The sequence below is a fragment of the Arthrobacter sp. ISL-72 genome, from assembly GCF_018613755.1.
Lineage (GTDB): Bacteria > Actinomycetota > Actinomycetes > Actinomycetales > Micrococcaceae > Arthrobacter.
In genome coordinates this window covers 146,966-162,030 of record NZ_JAGGPP010000006.1, presented here as the reverse complement: position 1 = coordinate 162,030, position 15,065 = coordinate 146,966, and the positions used below count along the sequence as shown (strand labels likewise).

At 63.0% G+C, this 15,065-nt stretch carries 14 protein-coding genes and 1 pseudogene; 9 read left to right on the top strand and 6 right to left on the bottom strand.

The annotated features are described in order from the left end of the window. Window positions 1-11: 11 nt before the first annotated feature. The 6 genes and pseudogenes from J7I92_RS06090 to J7I92_RS23730 all read left to right on the top strand — a co-directional run bounded on the left by J7I92_RS06090 (window position 12) and on the right by J7I92_RS23730 (window position 4,147). Window positions 12-671 (top strand): hypothetical protein, encoded by a 660-nt coding sequence (locus J7I92_RS06090; protein ID WP_251039522.1) that lies wholly within the window; start codon window positions 12-14, stop codon window positions 669-671. Beyond that, window positions 620-1,321, top strand: coding sequence for a GtrA family protein (locus J7I92_RS06085; protein ID WP_251039572.1), 702 nt, complete (start codon window positions 620-622; stop codon window positions 1,319-1,321). The genes J7I92_RS06090 and J7I92_RS06085 overlap by 52 nt, the downstream gene beginning before the upstream one ends. Next, the gene (locus tag J7I92_RS06080; RefSeq protein WP_214838557.1) at window positions 1,318-2,013 is read left to right on the top strand and encodes a DUF4956 domain-containing protein; all 696 of its coding nucleotides are present in this window, start codon (window positions 1,318-1,320) and stop codon (window positions 2,011-2,013) included. Before J7I92_RS06085 ends, J7I92_RS06080 begins: the two co-directional genes overlap by 4 nt. Further along, window positions 2,010-2,667, top strand: a pseudogene (locus J7I92_RS24515) (VTC domain-containing protein). Before J7I92_RS06080 ends, J7I92_RS24515 begins: the two are co-directional and overlap by 4 nt. Before the next feature lie 50 nt (window positions 2,668-2,717). Next, window positions 2,718-3,302 carry a carbohydrate-binding domain-containing protein gene (locus J7I92_RS24510; protein ID WP_251039521.1) on the top strand — a complete coding sequence of 195 codons (585 nt, stop codon included), beginning with the start codon at window positions 2,718-2,720 and terminating at the stop codon, window positions 3,300-3,302. Further along, window positions 3,299-4,147, top strand: coding sequence for a carbohydrate-binding domain-containing protein (locus tag J7I92_RS23730; RefSeq protein ID WP_311380156.1), 849 nt, complete (start codon window positions 3,299-3,301; stop codon window positions 4,145-4,147). The genes J7I92_RS24510 and J7I92_RS23730 overlap by 4 nt, the downstream gene beginning before the upstream one ends. 88 nt (window positions 4,148-4,235) lie before the next feature. Here the strand turns inward: J7I92_RS23730 and J7I92_RS06065 are convergent, their stop codons facing one another. The 4 genes from J7I92_RS06065 to J7I92_RS06050 are packed head-to-tail and all read right to left on the bottom strand — an operon-like array spanning window position 4,236 to window position 9,294. Beyond that, complete coding sequence (locus J7I92_RS06065) at window positions 4,236-5,369, bottom strand: glycosyl hydrolase 53 family protein (protein ID WP_214838555.1); 1,134 nt, start codon at window positions 5,367-5,369, stop codon at window positions 4,236-4,238. 13 nt (window positions 5,370-5,382) lie between these two features. Beyond that, entirely contained in the window at window positions 5,383-7,212 is a 1,830-nt protein-coding gene (locus J7I92_RS06060; protein WP_214838553.1) for a glycosyltransferase family 2 protein, read from the bottom strand. Then, entirely contained in the window at window positions 7,209-8,255 is a 1,047-nt protein-coding gene (gene galE / locus J7I92_RS06055; RefSeq protein ID WP_214838551.1) for a UDP-glucose 4-epimerase GalE, read from the bottom strand. The genes J7I92_RS06060 and galE overlap by 4 nt, the downstream gene beginning before the upstream one ends. A gap of 10 nt (window positions 8,256-8,265) precedes the next feature. Further along, complete coding sequence (locus tag J7I92_RS06050; RefSeq protein WP_214838548.1) at window positions 8,266-9,294, bottom strand: UDP-glucuronic acid decarboxylase family protein; 1,029 nt, start codon at window positions 9,292-9,294, stop codon at window positions 8,266-8,268. Window positions 9,295-9,647: 353 nt separating this feature from the next. Here J7I92_RS06050 and J7I92_RS06045 point away from each other — a divergent pair, with 353 nt between their 5' ends. The 3 genes from J7I92_RS06045 (at window position 9,648) to mctP (ending at window position 12,484) form a co-directional block, all read left to right on the top strand. Beyond that, on the top strand, window positions 9,648-10,352 hold the full coding sequence (locus J7I92_RS06045) for an endonuclease/exonuclease/phosphatase family protein (protein ID WP_214839051.1): 705 nt from the start codon (window positions 9,648-9,650) through the stop codon (window positions 10,350-10,352). A gap of 159 nt (window positions 10,353-10,511) precedes the next feature. After that, window positions 10,512-10,793 carry a DUF3311 domain-containing protein gene (locus J7I92_RS06040; protein ID WP_214838546.1) on the top strand — a complete coding sequence of 94 codons (282 nt, stop codon included), beginning with the start codon at window positions 10,512-10,514 and terminating at the stop codon, window positions 10,791-10,793. After that, complete coding sequence (gene mctP, locus J7I92_RS06035) at window positions 10,790-12,484, top strand: monocarboxylate uptake permease MctP (RefSeq protein ID WP_251039520.1); 1,695 nt, start codon at window positions 10,790-10,792, stop codon at window positions 12,482-12,484. Before J7I92_RS06040 ends, mctP begins: the two co-directional genes overlap by 4 nt. A 46-nt stretch (window positions 12,485-12,530) precedes the next feature. On the opposite strand, the gene J7I92_RS06030 is transcribed toward mctP, so the two are convergent. Together J7I92_RS06030 and J7I92_RS06025 are read right to left on the bottom strand one after the other, a co-directional pair. Next, window positions 12,531-14,252, bottom strand: a complete 1,722-nt coding sequence (locus J7I92_RS06030) for a DUF5671 domain-containing protein (RefSeq protein ID WP_311380150.1) — start codon at window positions 14,250-14,252, stop codon at window positions 12,531-12,533. Beyond that, window positions 14,210-14,677 carry a hypothetical protein gene (locus tag J7I92_RS06025; protein ID WP_214838544.1) on the bottom strand — a complete coding sequence of 156 codons (468 nt, stop codon included), beginning with the start codon at window positions 14,675-14,677 and terminating at the stop codon, window positions 14,210-14,212. Before J7I92_RS06025 ends, J7I92_RS06030 begins: the two co-directional genes overlap by 43 nt. Window positions 14,678-15,065 lie beyond the last annotated feature (388 nt).

Here is a 15,065-nt window from a genome sequence, read left to right as displayed (position 1 = left end):
GAAATAATGGCATGACTTCTCTCAAGAACAACCAGCGCAAGGGCGGCCGCGTTAGGCGGGCCGTCGTGGCCGGGGCTGTTGCCCTCACCCTTTCCGCAGGCGGAGCCACCGCTTGGGCTCTGGACCGGTTTGTGGTGCAGCATGTGGAAATCTCTGACGTTTCTGCCTACCAGGCAAGCCAGGGCGGAACGACGGCGGCCAGCACCCCAGCCAGCTCCACCGGGACGGATGCCGCTTCCAGCACCACCACTGCCGCCACCGGCACCTCCTACGTTTCGGACACCTCCAACATCAACATTTCCAAGGTGACCACCGGCAGCGGCGACAGCACCGTCACCTACTACGTTGCCGACGTCGTCCTGGCCGATGCCGCCGCCCTCCAGTCAGCCGCCAACAACAGCTTCGGCGAGAACATCACCGAAACCACCCCCGCCATCGCCGAGCAACTGCTGGCCGACGGCGTCTGGAACACGCCATGGTCCTGGGCAGCCGAAGCTTCACCGGCAACGTCCCTGCCCGCAGCAGGTTCGGCAACTGCGCCACCAGGCTGCTGTTCACCCTGGCCACGGGCGAGCGCATTTCCGACACGCAGACCGGCCTCCGTGGCTACCCGGCCGGCATGCTCCCGTGGCTGCGTTCCGTCCGCGGCGAGCGCTACGAGTACGAGCTGAACCTTCTGCTGGAAGCCAAGCAGGCCGGATATGACATCAAATGCGTGGATATCGCCACGGTGTACCTGGACCGCAACTCGGGGTCGCACTTCAGGCCGTTGGCGGATTCCGTCCGCATCTATGCCCCGTTGCTGAAATTCCTGGCCTCGTCCTTCACGGCGTTCCTTGTGGACTCTGTGCTGTTCCTGCTCCTCACCCTGGCCACCGACTCGTTGCTGCTGGCCGTCGTCGGTGCCCGGGCAGTTAGCTCGGCTGTCAACTTTGCAGTCAACCGCCGGCTGGTGTTCCGGCACGGCCGGGAGAAGCCTGCGGCCCGCACCGGTGCCCGCTACTTCAGCCTGGTCGTGGCGCTCCTCGCGGCCAATTTCGGGCTTATCGCTGCCTTGGAGGCGCTGTCCCTTCCCGCGTTGCCTGCCAAGGTCCTCGCCGAAGCCATCCTGCTGGCGGTGGGCTATGTGGTTCAGCAACGGTACCTGTTCACCCAAAAACTGCTTCTTCCGGGAAGGACACCGAGGAAACCGCTGGGGAAACTGTCGACGAACGTTCGGCGAACACTCATATTCGGGCCTAGGGCCCGTCACAGCAACTGCACAGTTTGGCCGTGGATCGTGAAGACCAATCCACCCATCAGATTCCGGAGAATCCCATGACACCCCTCCTCCTTATCGCTGCCGACCTGGCCGCCATCAGCATCCTGACGTTCGGCCTGTACCTGCGCCAGCACCGGCGCCGCGACCTCGTGGTGTCCTACCTGGGCATGAATGTCGGCGTGATGGCAGTGGCCGCAGCGCTCTCAGGGTCGGCCGCCGGCGTCGGACTCGGCCTTGGTCTTTTCGGGGTGCTGTCCATCATCCGGCTCCGCTCCACCGAACTCGCACAGCATGAGGTGGCCTACTACTTCTCGGCCCTGGCCTTGGGCCTCATCGCCGGCCTCGGGATCGACCCTGTCTGGCTACCGCTGGCGCTGATGGGCATGATCCTGCTGGTGATGTTCGTCGGAGACCATTCACGGGTCCTGCCGGCCTACCGCCACCAGACGGTGATCCTGGACCGTGCCATCGCCGTTGATGAGGAACTCTACGCCCGGCTCGAAGAGGTGGTGCACGGCAAGGTGCACTCGGCCACGGTGCAGGAGCTGGACCTGGTCAACGACAGGACGATTGTTGATGTGCGCTATGCCTACCTTCCGGCAGCGGTTTCTCCCGGCTCCGCCTTCGGCCGCCCGCCAGCCGAGGTCCGGATGTTTGAGCCTGCGGTTGCTGTTCCGGCGCCGGGCAACGCGCCGACGATGCCTGCCGGCCTCGGGGCCGACCAGGTCCACGCCCCGGCAGGTGCCGCATGAGCGCCCAGGCGCAGGCCGGCGTCCTTGGCGCCGTCCGGCTGCTTCCGCCCGTCGGGCTGGAAGAACTGAACGCAGAGGCTGCGCTGCAGACCCGCGTGGACCGCAAGTACGTCGTCCCCGAAACGCTGGCACAGGAGCTCCTGGCGGCGTTCGACGCGGAGGTCCGCGTTCTGGAGATGGACGGCTCGCGTTGCTTCGCCTACGACTCGGTGTACTTCGACACCGCACAGCTGGACAGTTACCTGCTGGCCGCCCTCGGACGCCGGCGCCGCTACAAGGTCCGCACCAGGACCTATGTGGACAGCGCCATCAGCTTCCTGGAGGTCAAGACGGAAGGCGCCCGCGAGGCCACGGTCAAGGAACGCATCCCCTACGAGCCCACCAACCGCGACCGGCTGACGCCCGAAGGCCTGGAGTTATGTCCACGAAACCCTTGCCGCGACCGTCGGAGGTACGCCTGCCGGCCCGCTGGGTCCCGTGCTGGAAACCCGCTACCGCCGCACCACGCTTTACCTGCATCTCTGGGCCAACGGCGTCCGGCCCTCCAGGATCTCCAAATTCGCCACCGGCATGGCCGCCCTGTGCCCGGAACTTCCGGCCAACCGCTGGAACCGGACCTTGCGCAGGAAGCTGGCCCTCCGCCCTGCCGCGTGACCCCTGCCTCCCCCATCTACCTCCCCCGCACTTCACAGAAGGAACACACCATGAAAAGCTTTCGCCCCTACCTCTCCGTCACCGCCCTGGCCCTCGCCGTGGGACTGGCCGGCTGCTCCGCCGCCGGAACGGCCTCCACCGGCACTTCCATCACCGGCGCCAGCACTTCGGGGACGTCAACGACGTCCGGTACCGCGGAGGCTGTCTCCCTTGACACCCTCGCGGCAGACACGCACTACGACGCCGACGACCTGACCTGGGACGCCGCGTCCGAAGTAGCCGTGACACTGGCGGACGGTGCCAGCAGCGTGGCCGCCGGAACGCCGTCGGACGCGGTAAAGGTCGACGGCGACACAGTCACCATCAGCGCCGCCGGCACCTATCGCCTGAGCGGTTCACTCTCTGACGGCCGGGTGGTGGTGGCCGCCGGCGAAGAAGACGTAGTGCGGATCATCCTTGACGGGGCGGAGGTGACCAGCTCAACCGGTTCCCCGTTCGTGGTGCAGAGCGCCGACGAGGCCATCGTTTTCCTTAACGAGGGAACCTCCAACGCCCTGAGCGACGCCGCCACCTACGCCGACCAGGGGACGGACGCAGCCAACGCCGCGCTGTACTCCATGGCCGATCTCACGTGACCGCTGGCGACGACGGCTTCAAGTCGGACAACGAGGAAGACGAAGGCCGGGGCTGGGTGCTGGTCAACGGCGGCACCCTGAACGTGAAAGCCGGCGACGACGGGATCAAGGCATTCAACAGCCTCACGGTCGCGGCCGGAACGGCCACTGTGGAAGAGTCCGAGGAAGGCCTGGAAGCCCAGCACATCGTGATCTCCGGCGGGACCACAAACGTCACATCCAACGATGACGGCGTCAATGCCTCCGGGGGCAGCCCCGGCACCCCCTCGGACAAGGGCGGAATGGGCGGCGGTCCCGGCGGCATAGGCGGCGGCGAAATGGCCGCGGGTGACTACACCGTTGAAGTCACCGGCGGCTCGCTCACCATCAACTCCCAGGGCGACGGCCTGGACTCCAACGGCAACGCCACAGTCACCGGCGGCACGGTCGTGGTCAACGGCCCCACCAACGACGGCAACGGTGCCTTGGACGTCAACGGCGAACTCGTGGTTAACGGCGGCACGGTTGCCGGGGCCGGAAGCGCCGGCATGGCGGTGACCCCGGGAACCTCCTCATCCCCGTCGGGCGTCCAGCTGACCTTCGGCTCAGCACTGCCGGCCGGCACCACCATCCAGGTGGCGGATTCCAGCGGCGCCGTGGTGGCGACGTTCGTGACGGCCAAGCAGGCAGCCTCGCTGGTCTATTCCTCTGCGGCCATCACCGCCGGCGAGGAATACACCGTGTACACCGGCAGCACCGCCCAGGTCACCGCCGGCATCGGCGAAGGAACGTTGGACGGGGCCCATGGGCAAGGCACCGTCACCGCCGGTCAATACACGGCCGCACGCGGTCCCGGCGGCCGCTAACCAGTCCGAAAAGAGGCCCGGTCGCGATTCCGGGTGGATTGTTCGCGGCCGGGCCTTCGATTCGAAAAGAAAGAAGTAGGGGCACTGCTTACCTCACAGGGTTCAGCGCCTTGAGCCCTGGCAGGCCCCTGCCTTCCCAGTCGAAGAGCGTTAGATTGCTGTATCCGTTGCCGCCGTTGCTGGCAGCGTCTACTCCGGGCAGCCATCCGGGCTCCCAGACGAAAAAGCCGGCACCGTGGCCCGAGGGCACGTTAGCCAATACCCTCCGTAGTCCCCGGTAGTAATCCGCCTGGCCCTCGGGCGTCGGGGGGTAGACAGCGGATTGGGGCAACATTGAGGCATTTCGAACCACATTGGGGCCGTCCTCGCTGGTTTCCAACGTCCAGGGGTATCCCGTTTCCACGACAATTATGTCCTTGTCGTAGCGTTCGGCCATGTACGCCAGATTCCTGCCCAGGCGCCCCAGCGAGCCTCCCCAAAACGGATAGAACGTAACACCGATCAAGTCGAAGGGCATGTTGTGCTCACGGGCGTTATCAAAAAAGTGCCGGGTAACTTTCAAATCGCCGCCGCCATGGGTGTGCAGCATAATGAGGGGCGGATTTTCAGGGTTGCTTTCCCGGGCGCCGGCCGCTCCCGCTTTGACCAGCTCCGCAAATCCTTCCCAGTGTTCTTCACCGGAACTGTAGATCTGGCCGAAGGGCCACAACATTCCGTTGGTGACTTCATTACCCAGTTGAACGATGCTCACCGGCGTCCCCTGCCGGGCGAAAGCCTGGAGGACTTCCCTTGTATAGCGACGCACCTGCAGGGTCAGACCTTCCATATCCAGACCCCGCCAGGCGGCAGGAAGGTCCTGGTCGTTGTGGTCCGCCCAGGTGTCCGAGTAGTGAAGATTCAGCAAAAGCTTCATCCCGGCGGCATTCGAACGCTTCCCCATCGCCAGCGCCGAGCTCAGGTCGTTTTTACCGGATTCGGGGTTCACCCACAGCCTTAGCCGGCTGTAATTCACGCCATTGCCGGCCAAAATTTGTTCGACCGGTCGGGTTTCCCCGTTCTCGCTCACATGGTTGTTGGTCGCTTCTTCCTGGAGCGTGAACGAAAAGTCGGCGCCAACCATGCGCACATCCGCCGAAAGCGGCTCCATTAGACGTGTGGATGGTGCAAAGTTGACGCTTGCGGCTACCAGGACGCCGATAATCAGACCACGAAACCACCTCATTTGGACGTCCCCGTCAGTAGCCAAGCGCACTCAGTAGGTACGAAGGATAATTAATGACGGAAGCCAGAGCGAGCATCGAGGCACCCGCACCCGTCGCGAGCGGCACTGATGCCGATTTCCGGGCTGCCCGGAAGAACCGCCCGTCGGTTGTGCGGGCAGATTCCAGAGCATGGAGCGCCGCAATGGAGACTGCCACAATCACATAGCAGACGGACCCGATGGAGCACATAAAGACGTAACCATAGGCGCGGGTTGTGGTCTCACCAATCAGCGCCCCCAAAGCCAGCGCCACGGAAACGGCACAGAACGGCAACACGAGGCGCACCGGAAGGACCTCCGCGCCCTGCGGAGTCTTTGGTGTGACCCGGAACTGCACAGGAGCCGGCCGGAATTTCTGCAGAACCGCCGCCAGGATGCCCCCGACGACAAACGGCCACCGAACGAGTGCGTACAGGCAACCTTCCCAACTGATCACGGGAGCGTTCTCGGGGCGAAGCAAGTTCCGGCGGCGAAGGAACAGCATCAGGGTCAGGGTGGCCAGATCAACCGCCGTCCATCTGGCAAGGAACTCGCCGTAATTCACTTTGACCCAAGGATCACCTGTGACTGCGGCAATGATAGGCATGGCCAGTCCCAGGAGCGTTGCCATCGATAGCAGCGGGTAGTAACCGAGCGCGAAGAGGAACCGTATGCGGAGAGGCCAAGGCAGCCTCCGAAGATGGCCCGGAGCCGTGTCCATAAACAAGGTCATAAGGCTCCGGGACCATTGAAACTCCTGGGTTGCCATGGAGGAGAAGTTGCGTGGTCCTTCGCCATGAGCCTCAGCGGTATGGACGAATGCGGACTTCCACCCTGCCGACGTCAGGAGGAGAGTCGTGGAAAAGTCTTCGGCCAGCTCGGGCCCTATGCCTCCGATCATTCGCAGGGCCTGCGTTCGCACGGCGTAGTGGGAACCGATGCACAACGGGGCAAGTCCGTCGGAATGGCCGAGCTGCACCGGCCCGTGAAGGGTGGCTTCGCAGTGGAGCCGGCCCCTCGCCGCCCAGGAATCTCCGGCATTCGAGTCATTGATGCTTGGTGCAGCCACATAGCCAATGGCAGGATCCGCGAAAGCACGGACAACTTCAGCCAGGTACGTGGACGCGGGAACGTGGTCACAATCCAACTGGGCGACCACGTCGTAGTCCGCATAACCCCAGTGATCATAGAAAAATGCAAGGTTGCCTTCCTTGCATTTGGTTCGCCGGGGCCACTCCGGCTGATGGTATCCGGCAACACCGTTCCTCGTGGATACACGGACTTCATTCCGACCGCACCATGCCAGAACCTCCGGAGTTGGTGCTTCATCACAGAGCCAGACGTCGTACTGATGCGGAAAGTCCTGGCTGAGCATTGCCAACAGCGTGGTCCGGGCCAATTCCCACGGTTCCGATGGGGCTTTGGTGATGACAAACGCCGTGCGCAGGGCAGGCACCTGTACCTCAGGATTTATCCGCCGAAGCCGGTTGGCCATGAGCACGAAGTACCCGGACAAATAAGACAGGTAAATCAGGAACATCGAATTCAGGACAAGGCCTGTCCGGCCAGCCATATGGTCAGGGCTCAGCCACCAGAGCCAAAACGCAATGAACAAAACCGCCCAGACAGCGCTCAGCGCGGCCACAGCAAGCCGGTCACGTGGACTGAGGGCAGCGCAGAATGTCCGTGGTCCGGTACGGCGTTCAGGAGCCCTGCGGCCGGCAAATATTGGTCCGGCCGACGTCGCAGCGACAACAAGGCTCGCAGTGCCCGCGATGTCCGCCACGGTCGCTGGCGGAACAGGCTGCCCTTTTCCCGTGGTCATGCCTCGCTCCTGGCTCCAGGGCTGAGGGCGCCGTAGCCGGACGGGTTGGCCACCTGAAAGCGCCAGGAATCCCGGCACATGTCCGTTAACGTTCGTGTCGCCACCCAGCCAAGTTCCGCTCTGGCCAGTGCGGGTGAAGCAACCAGCTGAGGTACGTCACCGGGGCGCCGCCCCATGAGCCTGTACGGCAAACGGCGACCGCTGGCGATTTCGAATTCACTGATGAGTTCGAGGACAGACGTGCCCACTCCGGTCCCAAGATTGTAGCGGCGGAACCCGCTGTCTGGTCCGCGTTCCAAGGCGAGGCGATGCCCCTCCACTACATCCGAGACGTGGATGTAGTCCCGAATTGCCGTTCCGTCCGGTGTGGGGTAGTCGCAGCCGAAAACCTCAAGCACTTCACGCCGGCCTGCAGCCAGCTGGGCAAGGAACGGGACGATGTTGCTCGGTACACCCTTGGGAGCCTCCCCCAGGAGCCCGCTGGAGTGCGCGCCGGCCGGATTAAAGTACCGCAATGCGGTCACCGACCATGCGGGACGTTGGCTACAGAAATCCTCAAGGATCACTTCGCACATCCATTTGCTTCGGGCATAGGGATTCGTCGGACTGGGCGGAGAAGCTTCGGTCAATGCACTGTCATTGGAATCGCCGTATATGGAACACGAAGAGGAAAAAATCAGGTGCTGAACCCCGACACTCTGCATTGCGGCCAAAAGACTAAGGAGGCCGGACACGTTGTTCGTGTAGTACTCCAAGGGACGCCCCACTGAATCACGGACGGCCTTGTGGGCTGCAAAGTGGACAACGACGTCAACGGCGTGCCGCTGAAATACCCTCGCGAGCGCGTCACTGTCGTTGACGTCGAGGCAGTAAAAATAGAGGTTGCCGTTCCCGAGCTCAAGAATCCGGTCGATGACCTCACCGGAACTGTTGACAAGGTTATCCACGATCACGACGTCGTAACCATTATCGAGTAGGTCACGGCAGCAGTGGCTTCCGATAAAGCCGGTGCCGCCTGTGACCAGCACTGTGTATTCCCCCATGACTGGCCGATCAAGCCGGGATAGCCGCGCTGGCAGCGTTCCGTGAGGCCTCGTTTGCGGCACCCTCGAACTGCGGTCCGGCGATCGTACCTGCCGCCGACGCGACCTCGCTTCTGCGGAGGCGGAAGTAATCCACTGTTCGTTGGATGCCGGCCTCAATGGATACTTCCGGCTGCCAACCCAATACCTGCATTGCCTGGCCAATGTCCGGGCAGCGCCGCACAGGATCCTCAAGGGGCAAACGGTGGAACTGAACCCCGGAAGAAGATTCGGTAAGTTTGAGCACAATTCCGGCCAGCTCGTAAACCGTCTTTTCGACGGGGTTTCCTAGGTTTATGGGGCCCGTCGCACCCGAGTCAATCATGCGTAGGATTCCCCTCACCAGGTCGTCCACATAACAAAAGCTACGGGTCTGTGAGCCGTCACCATAAATTGTTAGCGGATCGCCGTTTAGCGCCTGGGCAATAAAGTTGGAGACCACCCGACCGTCTTCGGCACGCATGCGAGGCCCGAAGGTGTTGAATATTCGCATTATTCCCACATTTACATTCCGGCTTCGGGCATAGGCCATTGCCAGTGCTTCCGCGAACCGCTTGGCCTCGTCATAGACACTCCGCGGTCCGACCGGGTTCACATTTCCCCAGTAACTTTCGGTCTGGGGGTGGATGGCGGGATCGCCGTAAACTTCACTAGTGGACGCGAGAATGAAACGGGCGGAGTTCCTCTCCGCCAGGCGCAATGCGTTCTCCGTGCCCCTGCTGCCGACTGCGAGAGTCTCCAACGGAAACCGATGATAATCAGGCGGTGACGCCGGACTGGCCAGATGCGCCACTACGTCAACTGGTCCAGCTACCTCCAGCAATTCACTTACGTCACCTTCCTGGAAGGTGAATGCCGGGTGCTGCAAGTACCCGGCCAGGTTTGCGAGCCGCCCGGTGGAAAGGTTATCGACGCAAACCACGGTGTCGCCCCGCGCCAGTAACGCCCCGCACAAGTGAGAGCCAAGAAATCCTGCCCCGCCGGTAATCACTGCTCGCATTTCGCCGCCTCGCATCATTATGGTGCACTGCCGCGGGTGTCATTGCTGTTGAACATCCCCACGTGTTAGCTGTTGATTCAAACTAGTTCCGCGGGCTTTGCCGGACATGCGTATTCACTACTTGTTTATTTCTGCGGCGTACCTGTCTTAATCGCGACGCGGCACGTTTCGGGGGGAAGGGAACGGCGGCCCGGCGGGTCCCGGCCGTCTTCCAATACCTCAATCCTGCGGTGTCTTCCTGCGGTGTCTTCCTGGGGTGTCTTCCTGCGGTGTCTTCCTGTGCCGGGCACCGTCTACTGGGTAGACTCAGGAACTGGTTCTCCTTACTACTGCTCGGAAGAGGTATTCCCCTGATACGAGTCATCAGCTACAACCTTCGCAAGCACGCAGCAAGCGGCGAACTGCTCGATCTGGCACGCGATTTCGGCATAGACGCCCTGTGCCTGCAGGAGTGCGACACGACGGATCTGCCGGACACGCTGGGACCCCTTCACCTGGCCGACGCGACCAAGGGCAACAGGCTGGGACTTGCCATCTACTACCGGATGGACCGCTTCACGGCCTTTGAAACCAACACCTTCGCTTTGAAGAAGTCGCTGCACGACCGCGTTCTGGCCCCGGCACACGAGCGTCTTATCGGCACGCGGGTGGTGGACAACGAAACAGACCACGAGCTGGTGATCGCCTCATTCCACGCCGCGCCCCTGACGGCTTCCAATTCGCTGCGGCGCAAACAGATCAAGGCGGCGCACGCCGAACTCCTCGGCATGGGAAGCGGACTGATGACACTCATGGTGGGCGACTTCAATTACCCGTTCTTCACCAAAAACCTCACTGAACATATGAAGAACTCCGGCTACGAACTATCCCTCAGCGACCGGCGAACCTACACGCGCTACAAGGTCTTCAAGGGGCACTTCGACTTTGCCACCTCCCTGGGGCTGGACATCGAGAAGGTGGAGACCCTAGCCCGCGGCGCGTCGGACCACCTTCCCATCCTGGTGTCTGCCGAATATGGCCAGGATTCGACCCCCATTCAGGGGACACCTTCGTCCTGACGCCTGCCATTCGGGACGGCGGGCATTAGCGGTCTGTCGGAGAATAAATCCGGTGTCTATCCTGTTGCTTAGGACCGCCGCGACACACGGTCCGCAGGCCGCCGGCACGTCCCGGGAAGCCTTCCCGCTCCGGGGGCCCGTCTCGATGAGGAGGCGTCAATGTCCAGTCCTGATGTGCCAACCCGCGCGCCGGCCAGACCCGGCCCGTACATCATCGCCGGAATCCTGTTGTCCATCGCCATTGTGGTTCCGCTGTTTGTGCCCGCATATTCGGTCGACGAGCCGCGCTTGGCCGGTATGCCGTTCTTCTACTGGTACCAGATGATGTGGATTCCGGTCACCGCGGGCCTGGTGGGGATCTCTTACTGGCTGGTTACCAAGGAGGATCGCCGCCGTCGGGAATCCGTGCGGGGCATGACCAGCGCGGAGGACAAGCCATGACCGGGGCCGCAATGCCGCTGGCCGTTCCGGACCGCCCCATCAGCGGCGTTGCACTCACCATTGTGATCATTCTCTTTATCCTGGTGGCGGCCTTGGGATTCGTTGCTGCGCGGTGGCGCCGGCACGAGGAAACAGGGCTGCACAGCCTTGACGAGTGGGGCCTCGGCGGCCGCGGTTTTGGGACCTGGGTGACTTGGTTCCTGCTCGGCGGCGACCTTTACACCGCCTATACCTTCGTCGCCGTTCCGGCGGCAATGTGGGCCACCGGAGCCGTAAGCGGTTTCTTCGCGGTGCCGTACACGATCGTTCTGTACCCAATCGTGTTCCTGTTGATGAGCCGGTTGTGGTCCGTCTCGCACCGGCATGGGTTCGTCACGCCGGCCGACTTCGTTGGCGGACGCTATGGCAGCAAGGCTCTTTCCCTTGCCGTCGCTGTCACCGGCATCGTGGCGACCATGCCTTACATCGCGCTGCAGCTGGTCGGCATTAAGGCCGTGCTCACCGTCCTCGGCCTGGGCAGTGCGCAGAACGTCCTGCTGACGGACCTGCCACTGATCATCGCGTTCGTGGTCCTGGCTGCCTATACGTACACATCGGGCCTGCGGGCTCCCGCCCTGATCGCCGTGGTGAAGGATCTGCTGATCTACCTGGCAGTGATCGTTGCGGTGATCTACCTGCCCATCAAATTCGGAGGCTGGGGCACCATCTTCGACGCCGCTGAGACCAAACTCACTGCGGTCAATCCAGCGACAGGCAGACCCGCCGGGGTCTTCATCCCGGGCGCGGGCAGTTACTCCGCCTACTGGACGCTGGCTCTGGGCTCGGCCTTGGCGCTGTTCATGTACCCGCACTCGATCACCGGCGTACTGGCGACCAAGAGCAGGAACACGATCCGTAAAAATGCCGCCGTGCTGCCGCTGTACTCGTTGATGCTGGGGTTCCTGGCGCTGCTGGGCTACGCGGCTATTTACGCCGGTACCCAGCCCGTTGACTTGAACGGGGCAGTGAACCCGCAACTCGTGGTGCCGCAGCTGTTCCTGGATCACTTCCCGGACTGGTTTGCCGGTATCGCTCTGGCTGCCATCGCCATTGGCGCCCTGGTCCCGGCCGCAATCATGTCAATAGCCGCCGCAAACCTGTTCACCCGCAACATTTACCGCGATCTGATCAGGCCCGACGCCGAACCACGGCAGGAGGCAAAGGTCTCCAAGATCGCGTCGCTGGTGGTGAAGTTCGGTGCGCTGGTTTTCGTCATTGCCATGGACCAGTCGGCAGCAATCAACATGCAGCTCCTCGGCGGCATCTGGATCCTGCAGACGTTCCCGGCGATCGTGGCCGGGCTCTATACCCGCTGGTTCCACCGGTGGGCGCTTTTCGGCGGGTGGGTAGCCGGAATCAGCTATGGCACCGTCGCGGCCTACAACGTGGTCAACCCCGTCACGAAAGCCCATTTTGGCGGCTCCATCGCGGCCATCCCCGGCACCGACGTGCAGGTCTACATCGCTGTCGTGGCGTTTGCCATAAACCTTATCGTTGCCGCCGGCCTGTCCCTGGCCTTCCACGCACTGAAGCTCCCTGAAGGAAAGGACATCACCCGCAGCTCGGACTACGGCGCCGACGAGAACGATCCGAAGGTCGCCCAGATTCAGCGCGAGTACCCGCTCGGCGAACCCGGATCGCCCGCGCTCTGAAATTTGGGATGTCGATAGACGGACTCTTGCTCCTCACTGCCGGTTTTCACGCTGTAGCCAGCGGGATCACCTCGATTCCCGTGCCGGGTCCCGCGACCACCAGGACACGGTCCGCCGTGATGCCCTCCAGTGCCCGGGCGAGTCGGTCCGCAATCTCTCCCGGAAGGGCTTCCGCGAGTTCCCCGGCCGGCAGGGCCGCACCGGAGGTCCCGACGTCGGCCCTTCTCCAGACGGTGACAGCCGCACCGGTGACCTCCGCCGCTACCCGCACCAGCGGCTCCGGATCGCCCGCGGTCACCAGGATCACCCTTCCGACGGTACGCCTCCGGGGGGCGGTTGTGGCAAGGGAACGATCGTGCCGCCAAACGGCGAAGTGGTAACCCGCCGCAAGTCCGGTGGCTACCAGCAGGCCCAGAGGTGCGCGGGTACGGTCCACGAGGCTTCCGCCCGTGACGTCGTCGAGCAGGAATTCAAAGACGCGGTACCCGATCACCAAGAGCGTGATGACGGCGACGATGGCGCTCAGGCCAAATACCGCGATCAGGTAGACCCGCCGGCCCCGGCGCCCCAGCTCGGTCGGCTCCGGCGGAACACCGGGCTTCCAGGCAAGCGACCAGAGCGGAGCGCCGACGGCCAAGGCACTGATGCCACCCAGCAGGAGGGTACGTGTGCCGTTGCCGGCCAGCGGGGTGGCCGCAATACTCAGGGCCGAGTTGACCACAATTCCAATGCCACTGGCAGCGGCAACCAGGGCAACACCGGAAGTCACGAGCTTCGCCGACTGCAGCGTGGCTTCGGCCCGTCCGAGGGACGCAGTCCGGTGGTAGGCCCAGACCAGGGAACCGAGGGAACCGGCAGCCATGGCTGCTCCCAGCGGTTCCGCGATTCCGCTTGCCGGGTCCGTGCGGTCAAAGGCCAGCCGAAGCACGACAAAAAGGACAGTGCCGATGCCTCCCAGGGTCAGCAATATCGCACCGAGGATTCCGACCACAACCAGCGCGACGTCGGCGAAGCCGGTCTTCAGCCGACGTCCGGCTTCACGGAGCCAATGCCACCACCAAATGGCAAGACCTCCGGCGGCCCAGACCAGCGACTGCAGCACGAAGCGCCACCACGGATCCCCGACTATAGCTGATGCCGTGAGGCCCCGGATCGCTGTGTCGAGAAGGGTTGCGAGCGCCGTTACGGTTCCGCCCACACCGATGATGAGCCCGAACATCGACCCCACCACAATGGGAACATCCGACATCAGCGACGGACGCTTCCGCCGATGGCGCAACATCCAGCGGTGCAATACCCACACACCGGCCCACACCAGCCCGTCGGACAATGAACGCTGCCATCCCAGCGAATTACCGCCAATGACGGCAGCCAGCGCACCGAGCAAGGCTGTTGCCGATGCTATGAGTGAAACCGCGTAGGTGATGGCCAGATACAGGCCCCAGCCGACGGAGGAGCGCTCAGCGGCGTCATCCAGTCGCCGCCAGACGAACCACCAGAGGGCGCCGGCCATGGGGCCGCCAATCAGAGTAAAAGCGAGCGAGCGGGCCAGGCCGGCCCTGTCGCCCGCCACGAGCACTGTGCCCGCGCCCAGGAGCCTGCCCAGGAGGCCGCTGAGACCGGCCGCAGCCACCACCACCAAGGCGAACAGCAGAGTGAAGACGATCAGCCGCCGAATCGTGGGCTGGGCCGACCCGGCCGCCGGCGCTGGCACCGTCCGGACACTCACGGTTTCACCGGCCGGTTCGCGCAGGTCCTGAGTTGCCACGGGGCTGAGTCGATCAGCCATTTGCCGTCCGATTTAACGAGATCGAACACGTCTTCGGTTTCGTACTCCGAGTTGCCGAATGGTCCACTGCCGTTGGACGTCACAATCAGCACCCTCACGTCGGCGGATGAAGGCCGCTCCGTTGTGGACACCAGCGTGACCCGCAGACTGCCGCTGGAAGCACCCTGGAAGTCGACGCACTGGGTCCGGGTGGTTTCCGTCAGGTAGGCGGCGGCTGCAGGTTCATCCCCTTCAATCACGGCAGCCGAGTAGCGTTGCACCACACCTTGGGGTGTGGATTCGTCCAGCAGGACGGGTTCACCCCGCGAGAAAACCACCGCCAGGGCCGCCACTACGAGCACCGTAATAATTGCCCCGATAATCACCAGGATCCGGTTTGGTTTTCCCGCCGCTGCGTCGTCCATGTGGAAAGTATGGCTCACACTCCAGCCGGTAGCCACGGTACTTTCGGTTCAGGAACGTTTGGAAGTGCTCGGCAAAGTTCCCTTGATCCTGTTTTTCCTCGTGCTTATTGTCACATTATCAAGATCGATGGGCATCGACTATTCCCGGTCGTTTCCGGCCACTTCCGGGATATGCGAGGTTCGTCGGCGGATTCTTCGCTTTTGTTGGCGCGATGTTTGTGATCATGTCATTGACCAATTCCGGTGCCTGGGCAAACTAGCGATCTCACTCGGTAAAGCGAGCTTTACCACGACCCAATTCACGACTCTTAAGGAATATAGCGAAACTCCTGATTAGCAATGCAAACGGCGCGTGATCCCGGCCTCCGTCCGGGGTCTGAAAAAGGAG

What these genes read in the sequence shown, in the direction of transcription:
- J7I92_RS06060 (WP_214838553.1), bottom strand. Translation starts at nt 7,212, where the DNA reads ATGACCACGGGAAAAGGGCAGCCTGTTCCGCCAGCGACCGTGGCGGAC.
- J7I92_RS06050 (WP_214838548.1), bottom strand. Translation starts at nt 9,294, where the DNA reads ATGCGAGCAGTGATTACCGGCGGGGCAGGATTTCTTGGCTCTCACTTG.
- J7I92_RS06025 (WP_214838544.1), bottom strand. Translation starts at nt 14,677, where the DNA reads ATGGACGACGCAGCGGCGGGAAAACCAAACCGGATCCTGGTGATTATC.
- J7I92_RS06040 (WP_214838546.1), top strand. Translation starts at nt 10,512, where the DNA reads ATGTCCAGTCCTGATGTGCCAACCCGCGCGCCGGCCAGACCCGGCCCG.
- J7I92_RS06090 (WP_251039522.1), top strand. Translation starts at nt 12, where the DNA reads ATGACTTCTCTCAAGAACAACCAGCGCAAGGGCGGCCGCGTTAGGCGG.
- J7I92_RS06085 (WP_251039572.1), top strand. Translation starts at nt 620, where the DNA reads ATGCTCCCGTGGCTGCGTTCCGTCCGCGGCGAGCGCTACGAGTACGAG.
- galE (WP_214838551.1), bottom strand. Translation starts at nt 8,255, where the DNA reads ATGGGGGAATACACAGTGCTGGTCACAGGCGGCACCGGCTTTATCGGA.
- J7I92_RS24510 (WP_251039521.1), top strand. Translation starts at nt 2,718, where the DNA reads ATGAAAAGCTTTCGCCCCTACCTCTCCGTCACCGCCCTGGCCCTCGCC.
- J7I92_RS06080 (WP_214838557.1), top strand. Translation starts at nt 1,318, where the DNA reads ATGACACCCCTCCTCCTTATCGCTGCCGACCTGGCCGCCATCAGCATC.
- J7I92_RS06065 (WP_214838555.1), bottom strand. Translation starts at nt 5,369, where the DNA reads ATGAGGTGGTTTCGTGGTCTGATTATCGGCGTCCTGGTAGCCGCAAGC.
- mctP (WP_251039520.1), top strand. Translation starts at nt 10,790, where the DNA reads ATGACCGGGGCCGCAATGCCGCTGGCCGTTCCGGACCGCCCCATCAGC.